At 40.6% G+C, this 20,010-nt stretch carries 29 protein-coding genes; 16 read left to right on the forward strand and 13 right to left on the reverse strand.

The genetic code is table 11. The features are described from left to right. Nucleotides 1-2: 2 nt before the first annotated feature. The 6 genes from K7887_RS07025 to K7887_RS07050 form a co-directional block, all read right to left on the reverse strand. Nucleotides 3-212, reverse strand: coding sequence for a hypothetical protein (locus K7887_RS07025; protein WP_223492831.1), 210 nt, complete (start codon nt 210-212; stop codon nt 3-5). A 21-nt stretch (nt 213-233) separates the two neighbouring features. Beyond that, nucleotides 234-626 (reverse strand): mechanosensitive ion channel domain-containing protein, encoded by a 393-nt coding sequence (locus K7887_RS07030; protein WP_223492832.1) that lies wholly within the window; start codon nt 624-626, stop codon nt 234-236. 172 nt (nt 627-798) lie between these two features. Then, nucleotides 799-1,104, reverse strand: coding sequence for a hypothetical protein (locus tag K7887_RS07035; protein WP_223492833.1), 306 nt, complete (start codon nt 1,102-1,104; stop codon nt 799-801). A gap of 33 nt (nt 1,105-1,137) precedes the next feature. Then, nucleotides 1,138-1,428, reverse strand: a complete 291-nt coding sequence (locus K7887_RS07040; RefSeq protein WP_223492834.1) for a hypothetical protein — start codon at nt 1,426-1,428, stop codon at nt 1,138-1,140. A gap of 130 nt (nt 1,429-1,558) precedes the next feature. Continuing rightward, nucleotides 1,559-2,308, reverse strand: coding sequence for a hypothetical protein (locus tag K7887_RS07045; RefSeq protein ID WP_223492835.1), 750 nt, complete (start codon nt 2,306-2,308; stop codon nt 1,559-1,561). A gap of 139 nt (nt 2,309-2,447) precedes the next feature. Next, nucleotides 2,448-3,176 carry a BMQ_0737 family morphogenetic spore coat protein gene (locus K7887_RS07050; protein ID WP_223492836.1) on the reverse strand — a complete coding sequence of 243 codons (729 nt, stop codon included), beginning with the start codon at nt 3,174-3,176 and terminating at the stop codon, nt 2,448-2,450. A gap of 177 nt (nt 3,177-3,353) precedes the next feature. Between K7887_RS07050 and K7887_RS07055 the strand changes: the two genes are divergently transcribed. The 11 genes from K7887_RS07055 to K7887_RS07105 all read left to right on the forward strand — a co-directional run bounded on the left by K7887_RS07055 (nt 3,354) and on the right by K7887_RS07105 (nt 9,547). Continuing rightward, nucleotides 3,354-4,178 carry a coiled-coil domain-containing protein gene (locus K7887_RS07055; RefSeq protein ID WP_223492837.1) on the forward strand — a complete coding sequence of 275 codons (825 nt, stop codon included), beginning with the start codon at nt 3,354-3,356 and terminating at the stop codon, nt 4,176-4,178. Between the two features lie 303 nt (nt 4,179-4,481). Further along, nucleotides 4,482-4,835 carry a DUF1360 domain-containing protein gene (locus K7887_RS07060; RefSeq protein WP_317849241.1) on the forward strand — a complete coding sequence of 118 codons (354 nt, stop codon included), beginning with the start codon at nt 4,482-4,484 and terminating at the stop codon, nt 4,833-4,835. Between the two features lie 110 nt (nt 4,836-4,945). After that, a complete protein-coding gene (locus K7887_RS07065; RefSeq protein WP_223492839.1) occupies nt 4,946-5,398 on the forward strand; it encodes a YhcN/YlaJ family sporulation lipoprotein in 453 nt (150 codons plus the stop codon). Nucleotides 5,399-5,411: 13 nt separating this feature from the next. Then, the gene (spoVAC, locus tag K7887_RS07070; RefSeq protein ID WP_223492840.1) at nt 5,412-5,888 is read left to right on the forward strand and encodes a stage V sporulation protein AC; all 477 of its coding nucleotides are present in this window, start codon (nt 5,412-5,414) and stop codon (nt 5,886-5,888) included. Next, a complete protein-coding gene (gene spoVAD / locus K7887_RS07075) occupies nt 5,888-6,907 on the forward strand; it encodes a stage V sporulation protein AD (protein ID WP_223492841.1) in 1,020 nt (339 codons plus the stop codon). The genes spoVAC and spoVAD overlap by 1 nt, the downstream gene beginning before the upstream one ends. Further along, nucleotides 6,907-7,263, forward strand: coding sequence for a stage V sporulation protein AE (spoVAE, locus tag K7887_RS07080; protein WP_223492842.1), 357 nt, complete (start codon nt 6,907-6,909; stop codon nt 7,261-7,263). Before spoVAD ends, spoVAE begins: the two co-directional genes overlap by 1 nt. Nucleotides 7,264-7,279: 16 nt before the next feature. Then, the gene (locus tag K7887_RS07085; RefSeq protein WP_223492843.1) at nt 7,280-7,456 is read left to right on the forward strand and encodes a hypothetical protein; all 177 of its coding nucleotides are present in this window, start codon (nt 7,280-7,282) and stop codon (nt 7,454-7,456) included. Between the two features lie 35 nt (nt 7,457-7,491). Further along, entirely contained in the window at nt 7,492-8,352 is an 861-nt protein-coding gene (locus K7887_RS07090; protein ID WP_223492844.1) for a DUF421 domain-containing protein, read from the forward strand. Nucleotides 8,353-8,399: 47 nt separating this feature from the next. Further along, nucleotides 8,400-8,639, forward strand: coding sequence for a hypothetical protein (locus K7887_RS07095; RefSeq protein ID WP_223492845.1), 240 nt, complete (start codon nt 8,400-8,402; stop codon nt 8,637-8,639). A 360-nt stretch (nt 8,640-8,999) separates the two neighbouring features. Further along, nucleotides 9,000-9,140, forward strand: coding sequence for a YjcZ family sporulation protein (locus K7887_RS07100; protein ID WP_088017705.1), 141 nt, complete (start codon nt 9,000-9,002; stop codon nt 9,138-9,140). A gap of 146 nt (nt 9,141-9,286) precedes the next feature. Next, nucleotides 9,287-9,547 carry a sporulation-specific transcription regulator SpoVIF gene (locus K7887_RS07105; RefSeq protein ID WP_223492846.1) on the forward strand — a complete coding sequence of 87 codons (261 nt, stop codon included), beginning with the start codon at nt 9,287-9,289 and terminating at the stop codon, nt 9,545-9,547. Nucleotides 9,548-9,792: 245 nt separating this feature from the next. On the opposite strand, the gene K7887_RS07110 is transcribed toward K7887_RS07105, so the two are convergent. The 3 genes from K7887_RS07110 to K7887_RS07120 form a co-directional block, all read right to left on the reverse strand. Continuing rightward, nucleotides 9,793-10,263 carry a hypothetical protein gene (locus K7887_RS07110; RefSeq protein ID WP_223492847.1) on the reverse strand — a complete coding sequence of 157 codons (471 nt, stop codon included), beginning with the start codon at nt 10,261-10,263 and terminating at the stop codon, nt 9,793-9,795. Between the two features lie 77 nt (nt 10,264-10,340). After that, nucleotides 10,341-10,502: a sporulation histidine kinase inhibitor Sda gene (sda, locus tag K7887_RS07115; protein ID WP_223492848.1), complete on the reverse strand. Its 162-nt coding sequence runs from the start codon at nt 10,500-10,502 to the stop codon at nt 10,341-10,343. Nucleotides 10,503-10,665: 163 nt separating this feature from the next. Then, nucleotides 10,666-12,948, reverse strand: a complete 2,283-nt coding sequence (locus tag K7887_RS07120) for a UvrD-helicase domain-containing protein (protein WP_223492849.1) — start codon at nt 12,946-12,948, stop codon at nt 10,666-10,668. 136 nt (nt 12,949-13,084) lie between these two features. Between K7887_RS07120 and K7887_RS07125 the strand changes: the two genes are divergently transcribed. After that, nucleotides 13,085-13,348, forward strand: a complete 264-nt coding sequence (locus K7887_RS07125; RefSeq protein ID WP_223492850.1) for a hypothetical protein — start codon at nt 13,085-13,087, stop codon at nt 13,346-13,348. A gap of 30 nt (nt 13,349-13,378) precedes the next feature. Then, nucleotides 13,379-14,287 (forward strand): MBL fold metallo-hydrolase, encoded by a 909-nt coding sequence (locus K7887_RS07130; RefSeq protein ID WP_223492851.1) that lies wholly within the window; start codon nt 13,379-13,381, stop codon nt 14,285-14,287. On the opposite strand, the gene K7887_RS07135 is transcribed toward K7887_RS07130, so the two are convergent. From K7887_RS07135 to K7887_RS07150, 4 genes are all read right to left on the reverse strand, one after another. Beyond that, complete coding sequence (locus K7887_RS07135; protein ID WP_223493601.1) at nt 14,257-14,958, reverse strand: DUF421 domain-containing protein; 702 nt, start codon at nt 14,956-14,958, stop codon at nt 14,257-14,259. The genes K7887_RS07130 and K7887_RS07135 overlap by 31 nt on opposite strands. Before the next feature lie 115 nt (nt 14,959-15,073). Next, on the reverse strand, nt 15,074-15,499 hold the full coding sequence (locus K7887_RS07140) for a GNAT family N-acetyltransferase (protein WP_223492852.1): 426 nt from the start codon (nt 15,497-15,499) through the stop codon (nt 15,074-15,076). Between the two features lie 3 nt (nt 15,500-15,502). Then, nucleotides 15,503-16,024 carry a YjcG family protein gene (locus tag K7887_RS07145; RefSeq protein WP_223492853.1) on the reverse strand — a complete coding sequence of 174 codons (522 nt, stop codon included), beginning with the start codon at nt 16,022-16,024 and terminating at the stop codon, nt 15,503-15,505. A gap of 266 nt (nt 16,025-16,290) precedes the next feature. Further along, entirely contained in the window at nt 16,291-17,016 is a 726-nt protein-coding gene (locus tag K7887_RS07150; protein WP_223492854.1) for an alpha/beta hydrolase, read from the reverse strand. 400 nt (nt 17,017-17,416) lie between these two features. On the opposite strand from K7887_RS07150, the gene K7887_RS07155 reads away from it, so the two are divergent. The 3 genes from K7887_RS07155 to K7887_RS07165 are packed head-to-tail and all read left to right on the forward strand — an operon-like array spanning nt 17,417 to nt 19,962. Further along, entirely contained in the window at nt 17,417-18,190 is a 774-nt protein-coding gene (locus tag K7887_RS07155; RefSeq protein WP_223492855.1) for an ABC transporter ATP-binding protein, read from the forward strand. Then, the gene (locus K7887_RS07160; RefSeq protein WP_148964795.1) at nt 18,187-18,942 is read left to right on the forward strand and encodes an ABC transporter permease; all 756 of its coding nucleotides are present in this window, start codon (nt 18,187-18,189) and stop codon (nt 18,940-18,942) included. The genes K7887_RS07155 and K7887_RS07160 overlap by 4 nt, the downstream gene beginning before the upstream one ends. Before the next feature lie 24 nt (nt 18,943-18,966). Next, nucleotides 18,967-19,962 (forward strand): aliphatic sulfonate ABC transporter substrate-binding protein, encoded by a 996-nt coding sequence (locus K7887_RS07165; protein WP_223492856.1) that lies wholly within the window; start codon nt 18,967-18,969, stop codon nt 19,960-19,962. Nucleotides 19,963-20,010: the final 48 nt, after the last annotated feature.

Raw genomic sequence — 20,010 nt, forward strand, 5'->3', positions numbered from 1 at the left:
AATTATGCAACTGCCAACACGCGAATTCCTTCCACATTAGCAAAGAACACAGTGATTAGTTCAGTTGGTGTTACATAAGAACCATTTGTAACTTCCACGACAAAAGATTCAGTACCAACGGATCGCAATATTCCTTCAACAAAAAATTGGTTAGCCCCATAAACTTCTATATCTCTATTAATATACTTTGATAAAATTTCAGCAAATGTCACGATTTTCCCTCCCGTCTTTTCCTAAGCAACGCTTATAACACTAGTATATGGAATGATAAAAACATCTCCAGTAGGAGTTGTTATTTCTACTGCATCTGTTCCTACAGTCGTAACCGTTCCCTCGATGACATCAAAAGTGGCATTGACTGTAACTGTATTACCTAAATTAGCCTGGAATTCCTCTCTAATAGCGTCAATTGGAGCACCAAATTGTGCTTCTAAAGCGGCAATTCTTGCTGTATTAGCTGCTAAGGTTGCTTCTATAGATGCTAGCCTTGCTAGGATAGCTGTCAAATTTGGGGGTGTTGGTGGGAAGCAGCCCCCAGCAGTACCCTGTTCTCCTCTTCTCCTTTTGGACCAAAGGGGTTCTTGTTTGCAGTCGCTATAACAACCTTCAATATATATTATTCCCATTAATGGTTATCCTCCTTTATTACTACTTTCACCATTCTATCTTATTCAATTTCTTTTGATTGGTAACCTTGTAAATTGGACAGGAGGTGCCCTTTTTTATGTACTTGGATATATAATGAATGAAAAACACCAACACATACTAATGTGCTGGTGTTTAGGTTTGATCATATTATTAAGCTGCCGGTACTGGGGAGATAAATGCAAGGTCTTTACAGCATACATATACTAGTTGACCGGCTTCAGTAAATGGTCCATCACCTAGTTCGACAACTACCAGTGTGATAATTCCGGACTTTTCATCTATACATGCTATACGGTAGGTTGTTGTAAAAGCACCTGCAACGGTACCAACTACAACCTCTTGCCCAAGCAAAGATTTAGGGTACTTGCCACAAAAACAATCTTGGGAGTGATTCTCTTCTTCTCTGATAGGTTCTGTTCTTGAGCATTTAGATTTATATTCATAATATAAACTCATTTTTCTTTCCTCCTTAACTAATAATTGATTTTATTAACCAGCCACAGGTGGTACTGGTGAGATGAACGCAATGTCCTTGCAACATGCATAAAATAGAGCTCCAGGTAACAAAGGACTTCCCTCTGGAGCGGTTACTACTACTAGCGTAATAATCCCAGACTTTTCATCAACGCATGCTAAACGGAATGTAACCCCTGTCAATGTACCAGCAATGGTACCTACAATAACTACTTGCCCTAATAAATATTTAGGAAATTTTCCACAAAAACAATCTTGACGATGATGTTTGTCTTTATGGTCATGATGATTTCCACAACAACTCATAATTTTTGCCTCCCTCTAATTATGTTAGGAAAATTTATCTTCCTACAATAATGTATTCTGCTTCTAGTAATCGGAGAGGGCATTTACCATGGTACAAGCGCCTTTTTTTCTATTAAACTAGTAATTATGCCTACGTGAACTTGAGGTTAATTCTGTTTACTGCTTTTAATGGAGAAGGCAAGCCACTACTGTAAAGAAAGCCATCGACTGTTAATTTTGAAGAGCGTTGATTGATTGTTATTTCCCATCCTTTAAACGAAAGGGATTCATTCTTTTTTAAATTTGGGCTTCTGGTAGGTCTAATCCAATATTCACCTTCACTTCTAATCTTTTCTTTCCAATCCTTTGTTGCATAAACCCATTCACCAGATTGACTAGGGTTATTTTCTTCCAATAGATCAGGATTACTTATCTTTCCCGTAAGAGAGACTCTTTCTCGGGAGGTCACTTTAAGACAAAGTATTAAATCTTCATAATCCAAGGTGGAGTTATTCTCAATATGAAAGTCTGCCAAGATTGTGATGAGGGACTCTTCCTTTGAAACAATGAAAGTATAGTTGAAGTAGCTGTATATCGTGTCTTTATTACGTGTTATTATAGGTTGATCAATAGGTTTTATAGTTATTTCCGAGCTTATCTTTCTCTCTTCCTCTAGTTCCACTTCTAACAACATAACTTTTTCCTTTAGTTTATTTATTTCACCAACCAACCTATCAAGTTGATTAAATTTTACTTCTTTATATTTATTCTCCCAAAAAAGAGTTCTAGTTTTTTCTTTTTGTAGCTGCATTTGAATTTCATGAAGACGGTTCTTATATTTTGTTATTTCTGCTTTATAATGAATTAGTATTTGTTTGTTCATTTCATTTAAGTTTCCCACAATATCATCTCCTTCTTTATTCTTACAACCTATGTAGATTGATGTTTGTCATATGAAAACAACCATCACTTTTCAGGTCTGATTGACCTGAAAGTTGATGGTTGTGATAAGATATAAAGCACTTCTTTAAAGGAAGTATTTAGCGTCTTCTATGTGCCGGGAATATTTCTGGGCATTGCGGTGGGAATTCTTTAGGCGGGCAAAGAAGGCCTTCAATAATTTCCTCACGCGGTCTGCAAACTCTTGCTTCCACTTCTAATTTAACATCTGCTTCCATTTGAACATCTAAGCAAAGAATAAGGTTAACGTCTAATTGAGAAAGGTCTGGAGTTGCAATTAGGTTTGCATCACATTCAAAGAAAGTGATATGGCAATCTAACTCTGTTCCTTCAGGTGCACAAAGAAGGAATGTTTGAACAGTTGCGAAAGGGATTGGAGCAGAACAACATACAACATGCCCCATCTCATCTACGATATGAACTGTTACATAACCCTTGATTAACACTTTGACTCTTTGCAGGGTAATTTCAGTTCCTCCAATTTCCACTTCTACATCTTGACGTCCACCCGCTTGATCAATCTCTTTACATACTAGACCTTTGTGGTGGCGATGATGATGGTGTGCAAGTGTATCAACCTTATGTCCATGTTCATCAGATAAGAAACATTTTACAGACAAAGGCCCTAGCTTTTTATCGCATAAGATGTCTGCAATGTTATCATCTTCGTTATGGTCTAGGTCACAAGCAAATAGGCCATTTAAATCATTCTTGCAAATAGGTTTTAGAGCTACATCTAGTTGGCGGGTAACCCAGTCGTAAACCTTACGAGTCTTAATACAGACTCTTTCAGTTTCGTTATGACTCACTTAAAACTCCTCCTATACTTTTATTACCCATTTGGGTTACGGGACTACTGTATAGTATGAATTTGTTGGGTAAGTGTGCCGAGATAAAAACCCAAATTTTATTTTTGTATTTGATTGTCATATTTCCCAAGCTAATGGAATTACTTTTAAAAGGGAAGTTTTTTGGGAGGGATAAGCATGAAGAGCTTTAAAAACGACGATAAAATAATCTTGCAACAGAAAATTATTCATTTAGGTGCTGAGGTGAAGCGCCTTACTGCAGATGTAGAAAGACTTAATAGTAAGTCTCTCTTGAAGAATATAGAAAAGCAAAAAGACGCCTATGAAGAGAAAATTTATCAGCTTACTGACCAATTGACCAAATTGGAGGAAGAGGAAAACGAAAAAATCTCTAAGCTTCAAAATGAAGTTGCACAATATAAAGGAGAGCTTATTAAGCAAAAAGAGAATCATCAAGGGAAACTGATGACCATTAGCAATGAAGTGTATCAGCTTAAGCAACAATGTGAGGCAGAACGGACGGCACACTTGAAAGCAATTGAGGTGAATGAACAACTATCGGAGGAGTTTGAGGTCCTGAAGCGAGAGCTCGAAAAGGAAAGCACAATTAATCAGGATCTTGAAAAAGAATACGAAATGGTAAAAGAAACAGTCAAAGGGTTACTTGTCAAAATTGAAAGCTCTAATCAGGCAAGTGAAGGTTATCAAAAAATAGCCGATATAAATGAGCAGTTGGAGGTAGAAAACCTGTCTTACCGCAAAATGGTCGCTGAGTTAGAAGAGAAAGTCAAAACGTTGCATAATGAGAATGCTCAGCTAATGGAAGATTTGAAAAAGTTGAATGAGAGTGTAAGCGAGCTAGAGAAAAAAGGTGATCAGGTAATCCACGAATCCACCAAAGTTTCCAGTCTAGAAAAGAAGAAAACTGCTCCACAGGATCAAGAATATGATCCACGTATACAATCTTGGTTTTATAATAATGTGAAAAAAACTGGTAAATAGAGCAAAGGTAATGATATATGCGGAAAACCTTTTTGTTAAAGATGCATAAGATGGTACTATCTTATTCAATTAACAAATTGGGGGTTTACTATGAACAATTATTATTATTATAATTCGAAAAAACAAGTTGAGAATACGCAAGTATTTACTTCGGCAAACTCTCCAAAAAAATCTATAAGCAAAAAGAAAAAATCCTCAGGTTGTAACTGTGGAAAAAAGAAAAAGATTATTACAGAGGATTAATATTCAATACTACTAATTCCCCTTTTCATACATATCATCAATATGAAAGGGGGAATTTTTTTGCTTGAAAGCTGGTTTTGGTTTGTTCTGCTTGGACTTGCCAGTTTCCGTTTAACAAGGCTTATTGTACTGGATAAGATTGCCGGTTTTATCCGAAAGCCTTTTATGGAAGAAATTGAGGAGAAGAATGATAAGGGAGAAATAGAGGAATACATCATCATTAAAGGAAAAGGGCTCAGACGCTGGATTGGGGAGCTGCTGAGCTGTTACTGGTGTACCGGGGTTTGGGTTACAACAGGATTGTATCTTTTAATGACGTTTTATCCTTTTATAGGGGAGCCTGTACTGATTATTTTTGGTGCAGCAGGTGTTGCAGGGATTCTAGAAAGTATCGTGGCAAGAATTATCGATTAAATGTGGCTCTCCTTAGGGAGGGCCTTTTAAAGTGGACTTTTCTATACATAATTTAGAAGGAAGATATAAATATTAAGAGATAGAGTAATGACGCAAAATGAGGTGATGTAGTGAAAGCGGTGGCGTTTGTAGTGATTTTGGTGATGTCTTTGAGTGCGTTAGGAGCGTGCGGGCAAGGTGAGGTGAAAGAAAGAGTCGAGGATACTGTCATGAGGACTTCTAGTGAACAAAAGGAGAAGTCTGACAAAGAACAACGGGCAGAGGAGATTGCGAAAGATTTCAAAGAGGTAAAAGGTGCAATTGCATATGATACGGAAGACGAATTGGTAGTTGCTTTTCATGTGACACAGTATCAGAAGTTTTTTACGGAGAAGATTGAAAAAAAGGTGAAAAAAGCATTGGAAAAAGAGTTTCCAGATGAAAATGTGGTTGTTTCCCATGATTTAAAGATTCGCCTTGAAATTGAAAGGCTTAGAAGAGATGTAGAGCAGAATGAGATTTCTGAAAAAGAGTTGGAAAAGCGGATTGAGAAAATGAAGACACTACGTGAAGAAAAAGCATAGGAGGTGCCATCTAGTGAGCAAGAAGGATAAGCAACTAACACCAGAACAGAAAGCCTATCAGAAGTTGGAACAGAAAATTGAGTTGAAGCGACCGGTTTGGAAGAATTGCATCATCGCCTTTTTGGTGGGTGGCGTCTTTTGTATTGTGGGACAGGCAATTCAATTAATGTACATATATTTCTTTAATTTTACAGAAGTGACGGCGGGAAATCCGACTGTCGCTACCATGATATTTATCGCCATGTTGCTCACAGGATTTGGTGTGTATGACCGGATTGCGCAGTTTGCCGGAGCGGGAAGTGCCGTACCTGTAACAGGGTTCGGGAACGCCGTCATTTCTGCTTGCATTGAACATAAAACAGAAGGTTACGTGCTTGGGGTAGGTTCTAATATGTTCAAACTCGCAGGTTCGGTTATTTTGTTCGGCGTATTCTCGGCGTTTGTCGTTGCGCTTGTGAAGACGATTGTTGTTTCGATAGGAGGGTTCTAATGCTACAGGGAAAACAATCATGGGTATTCGCCAATAAGCCTGTTATCACCTCAAGTGCTGCCATTGGTGGTCCTTTTGAGGCGAATGGCTTGCTTGCTAATGACTTTGATATGCTGCACAAAGATTTGTGGCTAGAGCAGGACAGCTATGAAAAAGCGCACCGTGTGTTGTTAGAGCAAGCTTGTGAGACTGCTCTGACGAAGGCGGAATTGGCATTGTCTGATGTGCAGTTTCTATTGGCCGGCGACTTAATTAATCAGATGACGCCATCTAATTTTGCGGCTGAGGCTCTGGAAGTACCGTACCTTGGTGTGTTCGGAGCGTGCTCGACTTCTATGGAAGGATTGGCGCTGGCTAGCTTCCTGGTGAACTATGGCGGAGCAAAGTACTGTTTAACAGGAGCTTCAAGTCATAATGCGGCTGTAGAGAAGCAATTCCGTTATCCAACAGAATATGGCGGCCAGAAGCCTCCGACGGCACAATGGACCGTCACAGGCGCGGGTGTGGGGCTTGTAAGCAGTGTTGGTATAGGGCCGCATGTCACTTCTGCTACGATTGGCAAAGTCATTAATATGGGACTTGCGGATCCGTTCAATATGGGTGGTGCGATGGCTCCTGCTGCGGTGGACACGATAGAAGCCCATTTTAAAGATACTGGCAGGGATCCATCCTATTATGATCTGATTGCAACAGGTGACCTTGGACAAATTGGTCGAGAGGTTTCGCTTGAATTGTTGAGGGAAAAAGGGTTACAGATAACTGACGCGCAGTATCAGGATTGTGGGTTGATGATTTATGATGAGGGCCAACCGGTTTTAGCAGGTGGAAGTGGAGCGGGTTGCTCGGCTGTGGTTTTATATGGCCATCTGTTGAATGAGATGAAAAAAGGGACATATAAGCGGATTTTGCTAGTTGCTACTGGCGCATTGTTATCTCCAGTTTCCTTTCAACAGAAGGAATCTATCCCATGTATTGCTCATGCAGTGTCCATTGAGATGGGGATGGGGGGTGTCAGCTGATGTTGTTATCGTTTTTTTGGGCATTTGTTGTAGGTGGACTTATTTGTGTGATCGGACAAATTATGTTTGATGTGTTCAAACTAACTCCCGCACATACGTTGAGTACGTTGGTGGTGGCAGGAGCAGTAATGGATGGTCTAGGGTTGTATGAACCGTTTATTGCTTTTGCGGGGGCAGGTGCAACGGTTCCCATTACAAGCTTTGGGAATTCTTTGGTGCATGGTGCTTTGGAAGAGGCTGAGAAACACGGGCTTGTCGGAGTGTTGACAGGGATGTTTGAAGTGACAAGCTCAGGTATTTCAGCAGCAATCGTGTTCGGTTTCATCGGGGCACTGCTGTTTAAACCGAAAGGATAAGGAGGCTGCGTTTTAGATGGATGAAAAAATGATGCTTACTTATAACAGGGCAAGTCTGAATATGATTCGAAACAACCTTCACGTGTATGCGATGGAAGCGAGTGACCCGGTTGCCCAAAACACCTACCACGAATCGATGATGAAAATTGACGATCTTCTTGCTAACATTGATAAAAAGATAAACGAAATTTAAAGAAATTAGGAACGAGTGACGGGGAGGAGTTTGTGGTGCCGCAGTGGATAGAGGTTGCTATTAGGTCATTTGCGATTATTATTGGGTTGTTTTTGATTACGAAGCTTTTAGGAAAGAAGCAGCTGTCAAAGCTGTCTTTTTTTGAGTATATCGTTGGTATCACAGTGGGGGATATTGCCGGGACATTGTCGATGGATCGGGAATTGGATTTGAAGAACGGTATTACTAGTATTTTAATCTGGTCCCTTTTTCCGCTTGTGACTTCACAAATTTCCCTTCGATACAAAGGGTTCCGAGATTTCGTGGAGGGTAACTCAACCGTGTTTGTGCGAGAGGGAAAGATTCTGGAAGGGAACTTAAAGAAAGAAAAGTACACGATAGATGAATTTCTTGAGCAATTGCGTAAGAAAGATATATTTTCAGTAGAAGATATCGAATTTGCCACGCTTGAATCAAACGGTGAGCTTAGTGTGCTTTTGAAAAAGAGCAAGCAACCTGCCACATACGGAGATCTCCATCCTGACATTCCTGATCAAAAAGAGCCTCAAACAGTAATTATGGACGGAGATATTTTAGATGAGTCCCTTGCTCAGATAGGGTTAAACCGGGCATGGCTGGATGCGGAACTCGAAAAACGGAATGTTCTCTTGGATAATGTCTTTCTTGCTCAAGTAAATGCTTGGGGAGAAATGAGTGTGGATTTATATAATGATCATATAAAAGCGGCGCCGCTGAAAGAAAAAATGTTAACACTTGTGACACTTGATAAATGTTCTTCAGATTTTTCGTTTCTTAGTGTAACCGCGAGTTCGGCTGGGAGCAGCGCTTTTTATCAGAGTGCTATGACTAGTCTGGAAGAGCTAAGCCGGAAGTTGCGCCCATTATTGAAGGGTTAAGCTACCGGCTTTTTTTTCGTTCATATAATAGTTTGAGGTGAAGATTGATGAGCGAATTTGATTTTGGAGATGAGCATTTAAAGTTTCTTTTTGAGCGGTGGAAGGTGGATGAAGGAATTGCGGAGGCCGGCAAACAGGCGAAAATAAATATTCAATCAGCAGATGAGGGATTCATGCATGTGCAACAATTGGAAGCGCGGATGAAAAAATACATTGGCAACTTGGAACGGTGGATGGAAGGTAAGGCAACTACTGTTGGTCCGGATTATGAGGATGAAGAAGAGTGAATTTTATATTTGCGAAGTGGGAGAGAGGTAGGGGTCCCCTTCGTTTTTTGTTTTTTGGGGGAAAGTTGTAGAAGCTTTTCTTTTAGTGGTAGAAGGTAGCGTGTTAATGGTAGAAGCAGCAGGTTAAAGTGGTAGAAGGTATGCCGGGAAATGTAGAAGGTCACTTGGGAAATGTCCAACCTAACAATCATCTAGCCAACCTCTAAAGTCAGCCAGACTTATAAACTCACACCAGACCCCCAAATCCCCCCTTTTCTAAAAAAAATCCGCAAAACTGCACATTGCGTGTAAAAGTGCCCATACCGTTTTTGGAAAAGTACATATAGTAATAGGGAATCTTCATTAAGGAGGTGCGAGATTATGGGTTACTATGGAGGCTATCCTTATGGTGTAGGTGGCGCTAACTACGGCTACGGTTGTGGCAACCAAGGCGGCACATTCGTGCTAATCGTTGTTCTATTCATTCTTTTGATCATCGTTGGTGCATCTAAATTCTATTAATAAATAATTAGTGGGAATAAGGAAAGTGCGGGACGTGTCCCCGTGCTTTTCTGTTTCGTCCACCATTCAAGCAGTGATCAATTATTAGTGGCACACCGATAGGCTCTCTCACATATGATGTGATATATCCGAGAGGAGGATGTTTGGTGGATAATAATATTTTTAAAGGCATTGAGAAAAAGACGGGCGTAAACATGAAGGACGTATTTGAGCTTGCCAATTCTATGCAGAATGCGAATTTCAAAGACGAGCAGACGGTGCGTAATTTGGTGTCTCGTGTAGCGACGTTGGCGAATAAGAAGGTACCTAAGGAATTGGAAGATAAGATTGTTAATACATTGATTAATGGGAATAAGCCTGTTGATATGGGGACTATTTCGAAGATGTTGAATGAGAAGAAGAAGTAAAAAAACATCTGCCTTCCACGTTTAAAGTGGGTCGGGCAGATGTTTTTTGTTGCGTTGAACGCGTCAAACGCCGCTGTTGATTTCCGCAAATGGCTTCGCTTTCCGCGGGGCGACCTTGAGCCTCCTCACTTCGTTGCGGGGTCTCAACAATGTCGCTACCTCCCCCGCTGGAGTCTACGCCTTTTGCTCCAATCAACAGCTAGGAATATCATAATCTAATTAAAATCTCGCTTACCTTGAAACTCCTACTCTATCGTCTCCAAGTCCTTAAGCACAACATTGCGGTCGGCGTCTTTGTTGATTAGTGTGGATGCTTCTTTTGCCAGGTTAAGGTACTTTTCCTTTGCTGCGTTATCTCCGCTTAGGCTGTATGCCCGGGCTAGGGCTTCGTATGCGAATGCGAGGTCAAAGTCCTTGATCTCATGCTCTAAAACGATATCAAGGTTTCTTTTAGCATGCATGAGGCAAGGTTCTGGGCGTCGTAAAACGGCGTATACTCTTGATATTTGCCATTCACCTCGGGAAAAGTTGACAGGTCCGCCAATTTCGCCCCAGTGGAAGCGGGAGGAATGCGCTTTATGTATCATTTGGAAATCTTCTTCAGAAGTACGGTCCGGCTTTTCCATCAGATCCCATACTTCATTGAATAGGTTAACAGCGGTTTTTCTATGAAAAGTATATTGTAGATCTTGCTCTTCCTGTGCGACGTTGGCCATTTTACAACCCCTCATTTATGAAAAATTATCTATATACTCTAAATAGTAGCATTTTTTAATAAAAAAATGGAGCATTATTAGTACAAGCATCCTTCTTTTCGTTTCAGTAACTCTGCTTCCAGTAGTAGAATGAAATAGTGATCTAGATTTTCTGCCTTCGCGTTTTCATATGCAAACTGGAGAGATTCATCGGACAATTTGGTGATGGAACAGTTATGGTGAGGATCCAATGTTTTCAAAAAAATATGCCCCTTTCAACTCATCTATAAAGGGTACATACCCAGATAGGAACCGTTAAAACGTTCTTTTTCACTATTCAAAAAATAAAGTTTTTTCTGTTGTTTTTTGTTGACAAAACGAAAAAGCGCAATCCTGAAAAACTAGGAGGATTAGCGCTCTTCGTTAGAGAATATCTTTTATAAATCTAGTCATGTAGGCCTTTTTTCCTCGACGATTCATCGGTACGGAAAGTAGCAATGTTTCTTTTGCTCTTGTCATTGCCACATACAATAGTCTTCGTTCTTCTTCCAGTGCCCCGAGCTCGCCATTCCGGTAGGATTCTAAGGCAAAGTCGTGTGGAAGGCTGCCATCGACGGCGCTGAGAACATAGACATGGGTGTACTCCAGTCCCTTGGAGCGATGGATGGTGGAGAGGTGGATAGCATTGGAATACTGCTTGCTGAGTCTCTTCATCTCATCTGTCTTTGCAATCATATCTTCCACATGGTCGAGAAAATCAGAGATGCTCTTGAACTTGCGGGCAACCACCTTCAAGTCGCGAATATCATCGGATCCTTTTTCGAGGGAATTCCCTTCGTTGCCGCGTTTTTTAATGTAATCATCAAAGCCCATGTCTTTTTCTATCATCTCCAGAGCAACAGAAGGAGAGACGTTGGCAAGTGTTTTAAACAATGGGATGATCCGCTTGATTTTTTTCACTTGAAACGGCTGGGCGTTGGTCAACTTGCTCAATGCTTTTACTAAACTGCAATCTTCCAAAATACTGATGGCTTTTGCATCCTGGAGGTTGGATTGCTTAAGGAAAAGAGCTGGCAGTATATCTGATAAGGCCTGGACATCATTGGCGTCGCGACTTAGTCGCAAGAAACCGAGAATACCTTTCACGATCCTTCTTTTATAAAAGCTTTCGTAATCTTGATCAAGCTTGAACGGAAGGCCGGATTGTGAAAGTCTCTCGAAAATTGCACGTGCAGCACTATGGGTCCGATATAGGATAGCGAAATCACTTGGAGTGGCCCCTTGTTCAATTTGTTCCTTCATATCCTGTACGATAATCGTAGCTTCCTCTTCCTCATCATAAGGGTAAAATAAAATCGGAAACTGTTTATTGTCTCGCTGAGCGATCATTTTTTTCACTCTGCGGTTCTTGTTTTTTTCAATAACTTGATTGGCCGAAGCAACGATTGTATGCGTAGATCGGTAGTTCTCTGAAAGAGTGACGACTTTTGTGGAAGGGAAATCCCGATGAAAGTTCAAGATATAATCAGGACTACTCCCTCGAAACGCATAAATGGACTGGTCATCATCCCCAACAGCACAGATATTTCCACTTTTAGCCAGTAGTTTCATTGTTTCATATTGTACCTTGTTAATATCCTGAAATTCATCAATCAAGAAATATTGAAACCTTTCCTGATATTTCGCGAGCAGAGCTGGATTTTCCATTAACAGCTCATAGCAGCCAAGCAACATATCATCAAAATCAAATACATTCTTCTCGCGCTTCCAGTCCTCATAGTCCTGATACAAACTCTGAAACTGTTCTTCTAGCTTACTTGTTGGTTTAATGGCCTTTGGTGTTTGCATGTTGTTTTTCCAATAACCTATTTGTTGAATGGCCTGATCAAATGGAAAATCCTTTTCGTCCAAACCAAGCTTGCGACCGGCTTGTTTTAAAAATTGCTCCTTTTGCCAATCCCATTTCAATAAATTGTCGCCGTTCCATCTCTCAGGGTGATGGTGTTGAAGCATTCTGTAGAAAATACTGTGGAATGTACCGGATAAAAGAGTGGTGAACATTCTTGAACCGGGTGATTCATATAATCGAAGTCGTTCTTTCATCTCATTTGCTGCCTTGGCTGTGAAGGTAATCAGCATGATGGATTTTGGATCGATTTTCTCCTCTTGGACCATATAAGCGACACGAGTGATCAATACCCGAGTTTTTCCGCTGCCGGCACCTGCCAGTACTAGCAATGGTCCATCTACTGTCGAAACAGCTTCTTGCTGGGCGGGATCTAAAAATATATTTTTTTCTTGTAACCCATAGAAAAACCCACTTATATTTGAATGGCTTTTCGTATGTTCTTTAATAAAGATAGGTAGATGTGTCAGCGGCATTGGTGCTTTCCATGTATCCACTGGCTTTTCTTTTTCCGCAATAACAGTTCTGGATTTAGGATAACGGAATCCATCTCGCTCCACATATTCTTGTTTTTGCGCTACCGCTGTTTTTGTCTTCGGCACTTTTTCTTCATGAGCTATAGAAGCATCTATGTGATAAAAATGAGGTTCTTTTTTAAGACCTAAATAGAGCTTGACACTCTCACCACAGATTTTGCATGTGAGATCGCCCTTTACGCCGGCGTCATACACCTCTTGATACAATTCTCTTGCCATTGTTTTTATATGTAATGTTCGTTCTTTCCAAACAGCATACTTCATACGTGTAGACTCCTTTATAACCGTCAATCTTATCCATAGTAACACATATTATATAGAGAGAACACGAGTCAAAGGAAGTTTGTGTTATGCAAAAACAGGGAAAATTATAGGTAAAATAGGGAAGGGGAGAAATGTGATGGGATATGTTTTACCAGTGCAAATGGATACCTACACACAATATGCGAACCGAACTGTTTCCGAAAAACAACGGATTAAACTTGATCCAGTATTTAGACCGGCTTTTTATAAGGTGGATCCCCAGCAGTCATGGGAAGAGATTCATAAAAATTTACAGCACAATCAGGCTAATCGAAAAAAAGAAAAGCAAGCTTCAGGCATTTCAGACAAATTATTGGCCGACATAACAGGAAAAGGACGCTTCTTTCACGAAACCATATAGTAGTTCAAAGATATAGGGAGTGTGTGTTACGTGGAGTTTCATCCGATAACAGATAACGTTTATTATTTTCAAGGGTCCGTCAATATTGGGTATGTAAAATTTTCCGATACGGAAGGAATGCTCATTGATGCCGGACTTGAAGAACAGGCGATGAAAAAAGTGTTAAAAATTTTAAAAGCTGAGGAACTGCCAATAACGCATCTATTCATTACGCATGCACATGCCGATCATTATGGCGGAGCGGAATATTTGCAAAGGCAACAAAAGGTCTTTACCATGGCACCTAAATTTGAAGCTGCCATCCTGCAAGAACCAATGCTCGAGCCATTGTACTTGTTTCACGGTGTGAATCCCATTCAGGAATGGAGGAACAAGTTTTTGGAGGGGAAACCGGTTAAGGTGGATGTTATTCTCGAAGAAGCAGGTGAGGTGAGAGTGGGGGAGTCCCGCTTTCAAACAGTCGATTTGCCTGGACATAGTTACCATCAATTCGGCGTGATCGTCGAGGATATTCTTTTTGCCGCTGACGCCTATTTTGGTGTGGAAATCCTACATAAACATGGCATTCCTTATACTGTTGATGCAAAACAGACAATGGAAAGCCTTGAAAAAATAAAAAAACTCCCGTGTGCAGGAGCGGTGCCTGGACATGGAAGCTATGAAAAAAATCATCTTTCTACCATTGAGGAAAATTTACAAGTTCACGACCAAATTGAAAATTTACTATATTCACTGGTGGATCAAGAGGAAGACGGAATTTCCATTGAACAGTTAGTTACAAGAGCTTGTACGGAAAAAGAAATCACTATTCGCAATGTGCCGTCATTTATGTTGTTCCGAACGGCCGTGACAGCATATTTGACTAAATTGATTCAAGAAGGTCGTGTGGAGATTTTAGTCCGCAACAATCAATTGGTCGTGGCATCCTCTTCTGAATAAGGCATTACATAGATTGGCTTTCCTTCTTCCCATTCGGCAAACACGATGTCTTGTGGGGTATGGTAGCCGATTTTTTTTATTTCGTTTAACAGCCATTGCTCAGACAGGTTGAATTCATCTAAATTGTCCTTTAAAACTTCTCCATCAGAAATAACCGGAATAGGAAGGGTGACCGCTTTAAAAGGAATGTTGAGATCTTCGTTTAGAGGTTGAGCATATGGGTGCTTCTTTAAAACACTAACTGTCCCATCCGTTTCAAGGATGGCATATTCGACTTCTTGAATGGAGAAAGCCCCTTTTGAACGAAGAAGGTGTCGCAGCTGGTCAATATCTAGTTTGGACTTCTTCAATTCCTTTTTATTAATGATGCCTTTATGTATGACGATAGACGGTCTGCCTTCTAATAATCCTCTTGTTTTGCGCACTTTCTGTGTGATCGTTTCAAGTAAAAAGACCAACAGCCCCCACATACCTAGTGCGAAGATAATTTTAACCACTCCAATATCATTATCATACAACGCATTTCCTACAAGTTCCCCTAATACAAGTGCGGAGATAAAATCGAACGGTGTTATTTGAGTGATTTGTGTTTTCCCGAGTAACTGGGTAATGAGAAATAGTGAAAAGAAACCAATTACCAATTCTACTGCAATACGACCGTAGTCCATCATCATGATTATGTCATCCTTTATGTTGGGTCCTTGAAAGTAGTATTAGTATGGAGGGGGAAAAGTATGAAAACAAAAAAGATATCTCTCGACAGGTTTCCCTTGGAGAGATATCTTTTTAGATGTTTTTCGTCATGGTCACATGGGGGATTCCGGCATCCATAAATATGTCGGAAACCGTTTCGTATCCAAGTTTCGCATAAAAAGGTTCAGCATGTGTTTGCGCATTAAGCTTTAATACATGCATCTCTTTTGTTTTTGCATATTCTTCAATGGTATTCATGATAAGACGTCCGGCACCTTTGGATGTACGATGGGAAGGAAGGACACAAATTCGCTCCACTTTGCCGATGCCCTCAACAATGCGAAAACGCCCGGCACCAACTGCTTGATCATCATCATACAAAACAAAATGTGTAGAGTCTTCTTCGTATTGGTCAATCTCTTCTTCAAGAGGCACATTTTGCTCTTCCACAAATACCGTTTTCCTTACAGAATAGGCATCCTGCAGTTCTTTCTCTGTATCTACAACTTGTACATGCAAGGGTCAGCAATCCTTTCCAAAGCGGAATGTTTCATAAACCGTCCACATGCCATCTTCTAATTGATAAAGAAGGTGGAAGCGGTCAACCATCTCTTCATGTTCAATATTGGTCATTTTTAATTGACCTAAAACATCTGAGTGTTCATCGTCTGATAAGTTTTGCCCGATTGTTATATGAGGCACATAGGAAAATTCACGGTTATCTTGAAAATATCCGTTGCCGGAATGTAGCTTTTCATGTAGTGATAAAAGTTCGTCTGTTGGATCGACTTTAAGATAAATGACATTGTTTACCGGAGCAAAAGAGCTCACTTTATAGATGTTCAAAGGGATTGGTGTAGTATCTTTTGCGATAGCTGCAAGCTCATCGGTCACTGATTTCATATCATTTTCATCAATTTCGAATGCTGTTTTTAATGTCACGTGCGGCGGAATCAGTGCGTAGTGAGCATCATAACGTTTTCGAAATGAATTTGCGAGATCTTGTAATTTTTTGGTCGGAAAAATAGCTATTCCATATTTCATCCAATATCCCTCCTATTAGCGATTGTAATATAGTAACTTATGTTCTTATTTTATCTTAATTTTTTTCAAAAGAATAGAAAAGTTTCCCTTTCATTCTTAAATAACTATTCGTGTTGCATAACTCCTGTAGATTTCCGTTACGGATATTCGCTTTCCGCGGGGCGGTGCTTGAGCCTCCTCGCTGCGCCGTGGGGTCTCAAGTCTACCGCTACCTCCCGCCGGAGTCTCATATCCTGCACTCCAATCTACAGGGAATCTCACTTAAATTACGATAGCATTTTTGGTAAGGCTTGTTTTAGGTCTGGTTGCCAGTAGGTCCAAGTGTGTGTGCCTTCGAATTCTTCGTAATAAACGGAGAATCCTTTTTCTTTCATTAATGTATGAAGTGCCCGGTTTGGTTTGATAAAATTCTTCTTCTCTCCATTTGTAGTCGGAACTTCCGTTTCCTTTGTACCGATTACATGGTAGAGGGAGAGGAAGGATGGTTGACTGAATTCTTCCACTTTATTCATGACCTTTTCATCCACATATGGTGATTGCATGATGACTTTGCCAAATGTATGTGGGTATGACAGAGCGGTCATCAGTGACACAGTTGCTGCTAGGGAATCCCCAATTAAAGCTCGTCCCATTCCCATTTGATAGGATGGATATTTTTCATCGATATATGGTGTCAATTCATGTGCAAGAAAGCGGATATATGCACTGTTCTTGCTTCCGTCTGGATGGTACTTCTCCCAACGATCTTTTACGTTTTTGTAAGGGATGCCTACAATGATCGTATTTTGCATTTCGTTTGCGGCAAGCAGTTTGTCGGTGGTGCTTCCGATGCGACCGAGTGTGAAATAGTCTTTACCATCCTGTGCTATAAGAATGTTGTATTTATAGAGTGGTGAATAGTTAGCTGGTGTATATACCATTAGAGTCATTTCTTCATTAAGTTCGTTGCTGTATAGCGTGAATTCTTCAATACGCCCAACGTTTTTACTCATTGTTTATTACCTCCTGTGATGCCTTTATCTATTGTGGTAAGCGCTTTATCGTTTATCATATCATATTTTTATCAAATTTGTTGAATGGTAAGCTTTGTTGTCGAGAGTTAATTACAATAGGAGCTTTATGAACTCCCTATTTCCTTTCGTTTCAGTTGTTCGCTTTCCACGGGGCGGTGCTTGAGCCTCCTCGCTGCGCTGTGGGGTCTCAAGTCTACCGCTACCTCCCGCTGGAGTCTCACAACTTACACTCCAGTCAAACGGGGGTTGTCAAAAATAATTTTAATTATTTTCTGTCAATATATTGACCTTTTTCACATACGTTATATAATATATTTTATCCAATTAATCCGATTAATCTAATATGGATTATGCGAAAAGTGTAAAGTAGGTGCATAGGTTGTTTTTACAGATATCAGATATTACGAAAGTTTATACACAACAAAATGTTGAGAATAAAGTGCTTTCATCTATAAATGTTGACATACAAGAGGGTGAATTTGTTTCCATCCTTGGGCCATCTGGCTGCGGGAAATCCACCTTGCTTTCTATGGTGGCTGGATTGCTTAAACCGACAGAAGGAGAAATCCGACTGAAGGGATCGGTAATTACAAAGCCAGGGAAAGATAGAGGAATGGTGTTTCAGCAGGCTGCCTTGTTTCCGTGGATGACCGTGGAAGAAAATGTTCTATTTGCGATCCGAGATATGAAAGACAAGGAAGAAAGAGAGAAGAGGGCTCTTCATTACTTAAAAATGGTGCAGCTTGGTAGTAACCTTAAACAATATCCGCATGAATTATCAGGTGGAATGCAGCAAAGAGTGTCTATTGCACGAGCCCTAGCCATGGATCCGACTGTTCTATTAATGGATGAACCGTTCGGCGCACTAGATGAACAAACGCGATTGCGTCTTCAACAGGAACTAGAAACGATTTGGTTGCAGACGAAGAAGACCGTTTTGTTTGTCACACATAGCATTCATGAATCAATTAAACTCTCAGATCGGATCCTTGTGATGGGAACAAGACCTGGAACTATTATTGCAGACATCAAAGTAGATGCGGCTCGCCCGCGTTTACGGACAAATGAAGAGGTTGCCCTTTTGGAATCTCAAATCAGTGCAATGTTGGAAAAAGAGATTGATAAGGTTGTAGAGGAGGAGTTGAGACGATGAAAGCTGGAGTAAAACGCCTCATATTCTTTGCCTCCTTATTTATCATTTGGGAAGTGGTGGTGCTGTTAATCGGTTGGTCACCTGCCGTGATGCCAAAACCATCCAATGTGGCAGTGGCCCTTTATCAAGGCTTTATGGATAAAACATTACTTTATGATTTAGGGGCGAGTTTCAAGCGCCTCGGTGTGGGACTGTTTTTGGCTCTAATTATCGGAACCTTGCTTGGAATTTGGCTTGCTAAGTCAAAAACAGCAGATGAAACAGTAGGGACGCTTGTCCTTGCACTGCAAAGTGTGCCAAGTATTGTTTGGTTGCCGCTTGCGATTATCTGGTTTGGATTTAATGAAACGGCCATCATTTTTATCGTTACTTTAGGTGGAACACTCGTTATGACCATTAATATGAGGATGGGAATCAAAAGCGTCCCGCCTTTATATATAAAAGCTGCTTCCACGATGGGAGCTAGTGGTGTTGAAATGTTTTGGAAAATAATTTTGCCTGCATCCGTTCCATATGCGGTGACAGGTGCAAGGCTTGCATGGGCGTTTGCTTGGCGAGCGCTGATGGCGGCTGAATTACTTAGTATGGGACCTGGGTTGGGGTACACGTTGAAATATGCAGCTGATTTCGGACAGATGAGTCTGGTGTTCGGCGTCATTATCATCATTTGTGTGATCGGTTCAGTGGTAGATCTAGTTATCTTCCAGCGCTTCGAGAAAAATGTTATCAAACGCTGGGGCTTGGATTCATAAATAGAGAGCATGGGAGGAAAAAAGATGAAAAAAGGTTGGTTGATTATCAGCGCATTATTTTTATTAGCAATGGGGGTCCTTACTGGCTGCGGTTCAAGCACAAGTGGATCAAACGGCAAAGAGAAAGTTGTTATTGGATATTTTCCTAATATCGATCATGTGCCAGCGATGGTTGCTCGTGAGAAAGCATTATATGAAAAAGCCCTTGGGGATCAATATGAGGTGGAATACAAGACATTCCCTGATGGTGGAGCGTTTATGACAGCATTGAAAACAGGAGACATCCAAGGCGGCTTAGTTGGACCTGGTCCGGCTATGAACAACTATGTAAGCGGAGCGGATGTGAAAGTGGTAGCCGGAGCATCTTCTGGAGGAACGGTAATCATAGCAAGTAAAGAAAGTGGAATTACATCTGTGGAAGGGCTTGATGGTGCCACATTTATCACGCCTGGAGTTGGTTGTACGCATGACGTTCAGATGGAAACATTTTTACAAGATTACGGCCTTTCTTCAGCTCGTATTGGCGGAAGCATGAAACATGTAACTGGAAATCCTGCACAATATGCAGGAATGTTTGAATCTGAAAGTGTAGATGCAGCAGCAGTTCCAGAGCCGTGGGCTTCCTTGTTATCCATCGAGCACGGTGCTAACATTCTTGTTGACAGTAATGAGATCTCCTTTGGAACTACTCTACCTAACACCATCTTTGTTACAAGCGGTAAGTTGATTGATGAAAATAAAGATCTGGTACAAAAATTAGTAGATGCACATCAAGAGTCAGTGGACTTCATTTCTGAAAATCCAGAAGAATCAAAAGATATTGCCATCAATTCTATTAAAGAACTGACAAACCAAGAACTATCAAAAGAAGTTATTGATTCTGCGTGGGAAAGAATTCGCTTCACTCATGAAGTAGATGCAGAAGTGGTCCAGGAATTTGCAAACTCGTCCTTTGAACTTAAATTCTTGAAGGAAAAGCCTGACTTCAAAAATTTCATTGATTCACAATTTGTTAACTAGCATTTCATAAGAGTGTCGGGCTATAATGGTCTCGACACTTTTTTATGA

The sequence above is a fragment of the Sutcliffiella horikoshii genome, from assembly GCF_019931755.1.
Taxonomy (GTDB): Bacteria; Bacillota; Bacilli; order Bacillales; family Bacillaceae_I; genus Sutcliffiella_A; species Sutcliffiella_A horikoshii_E.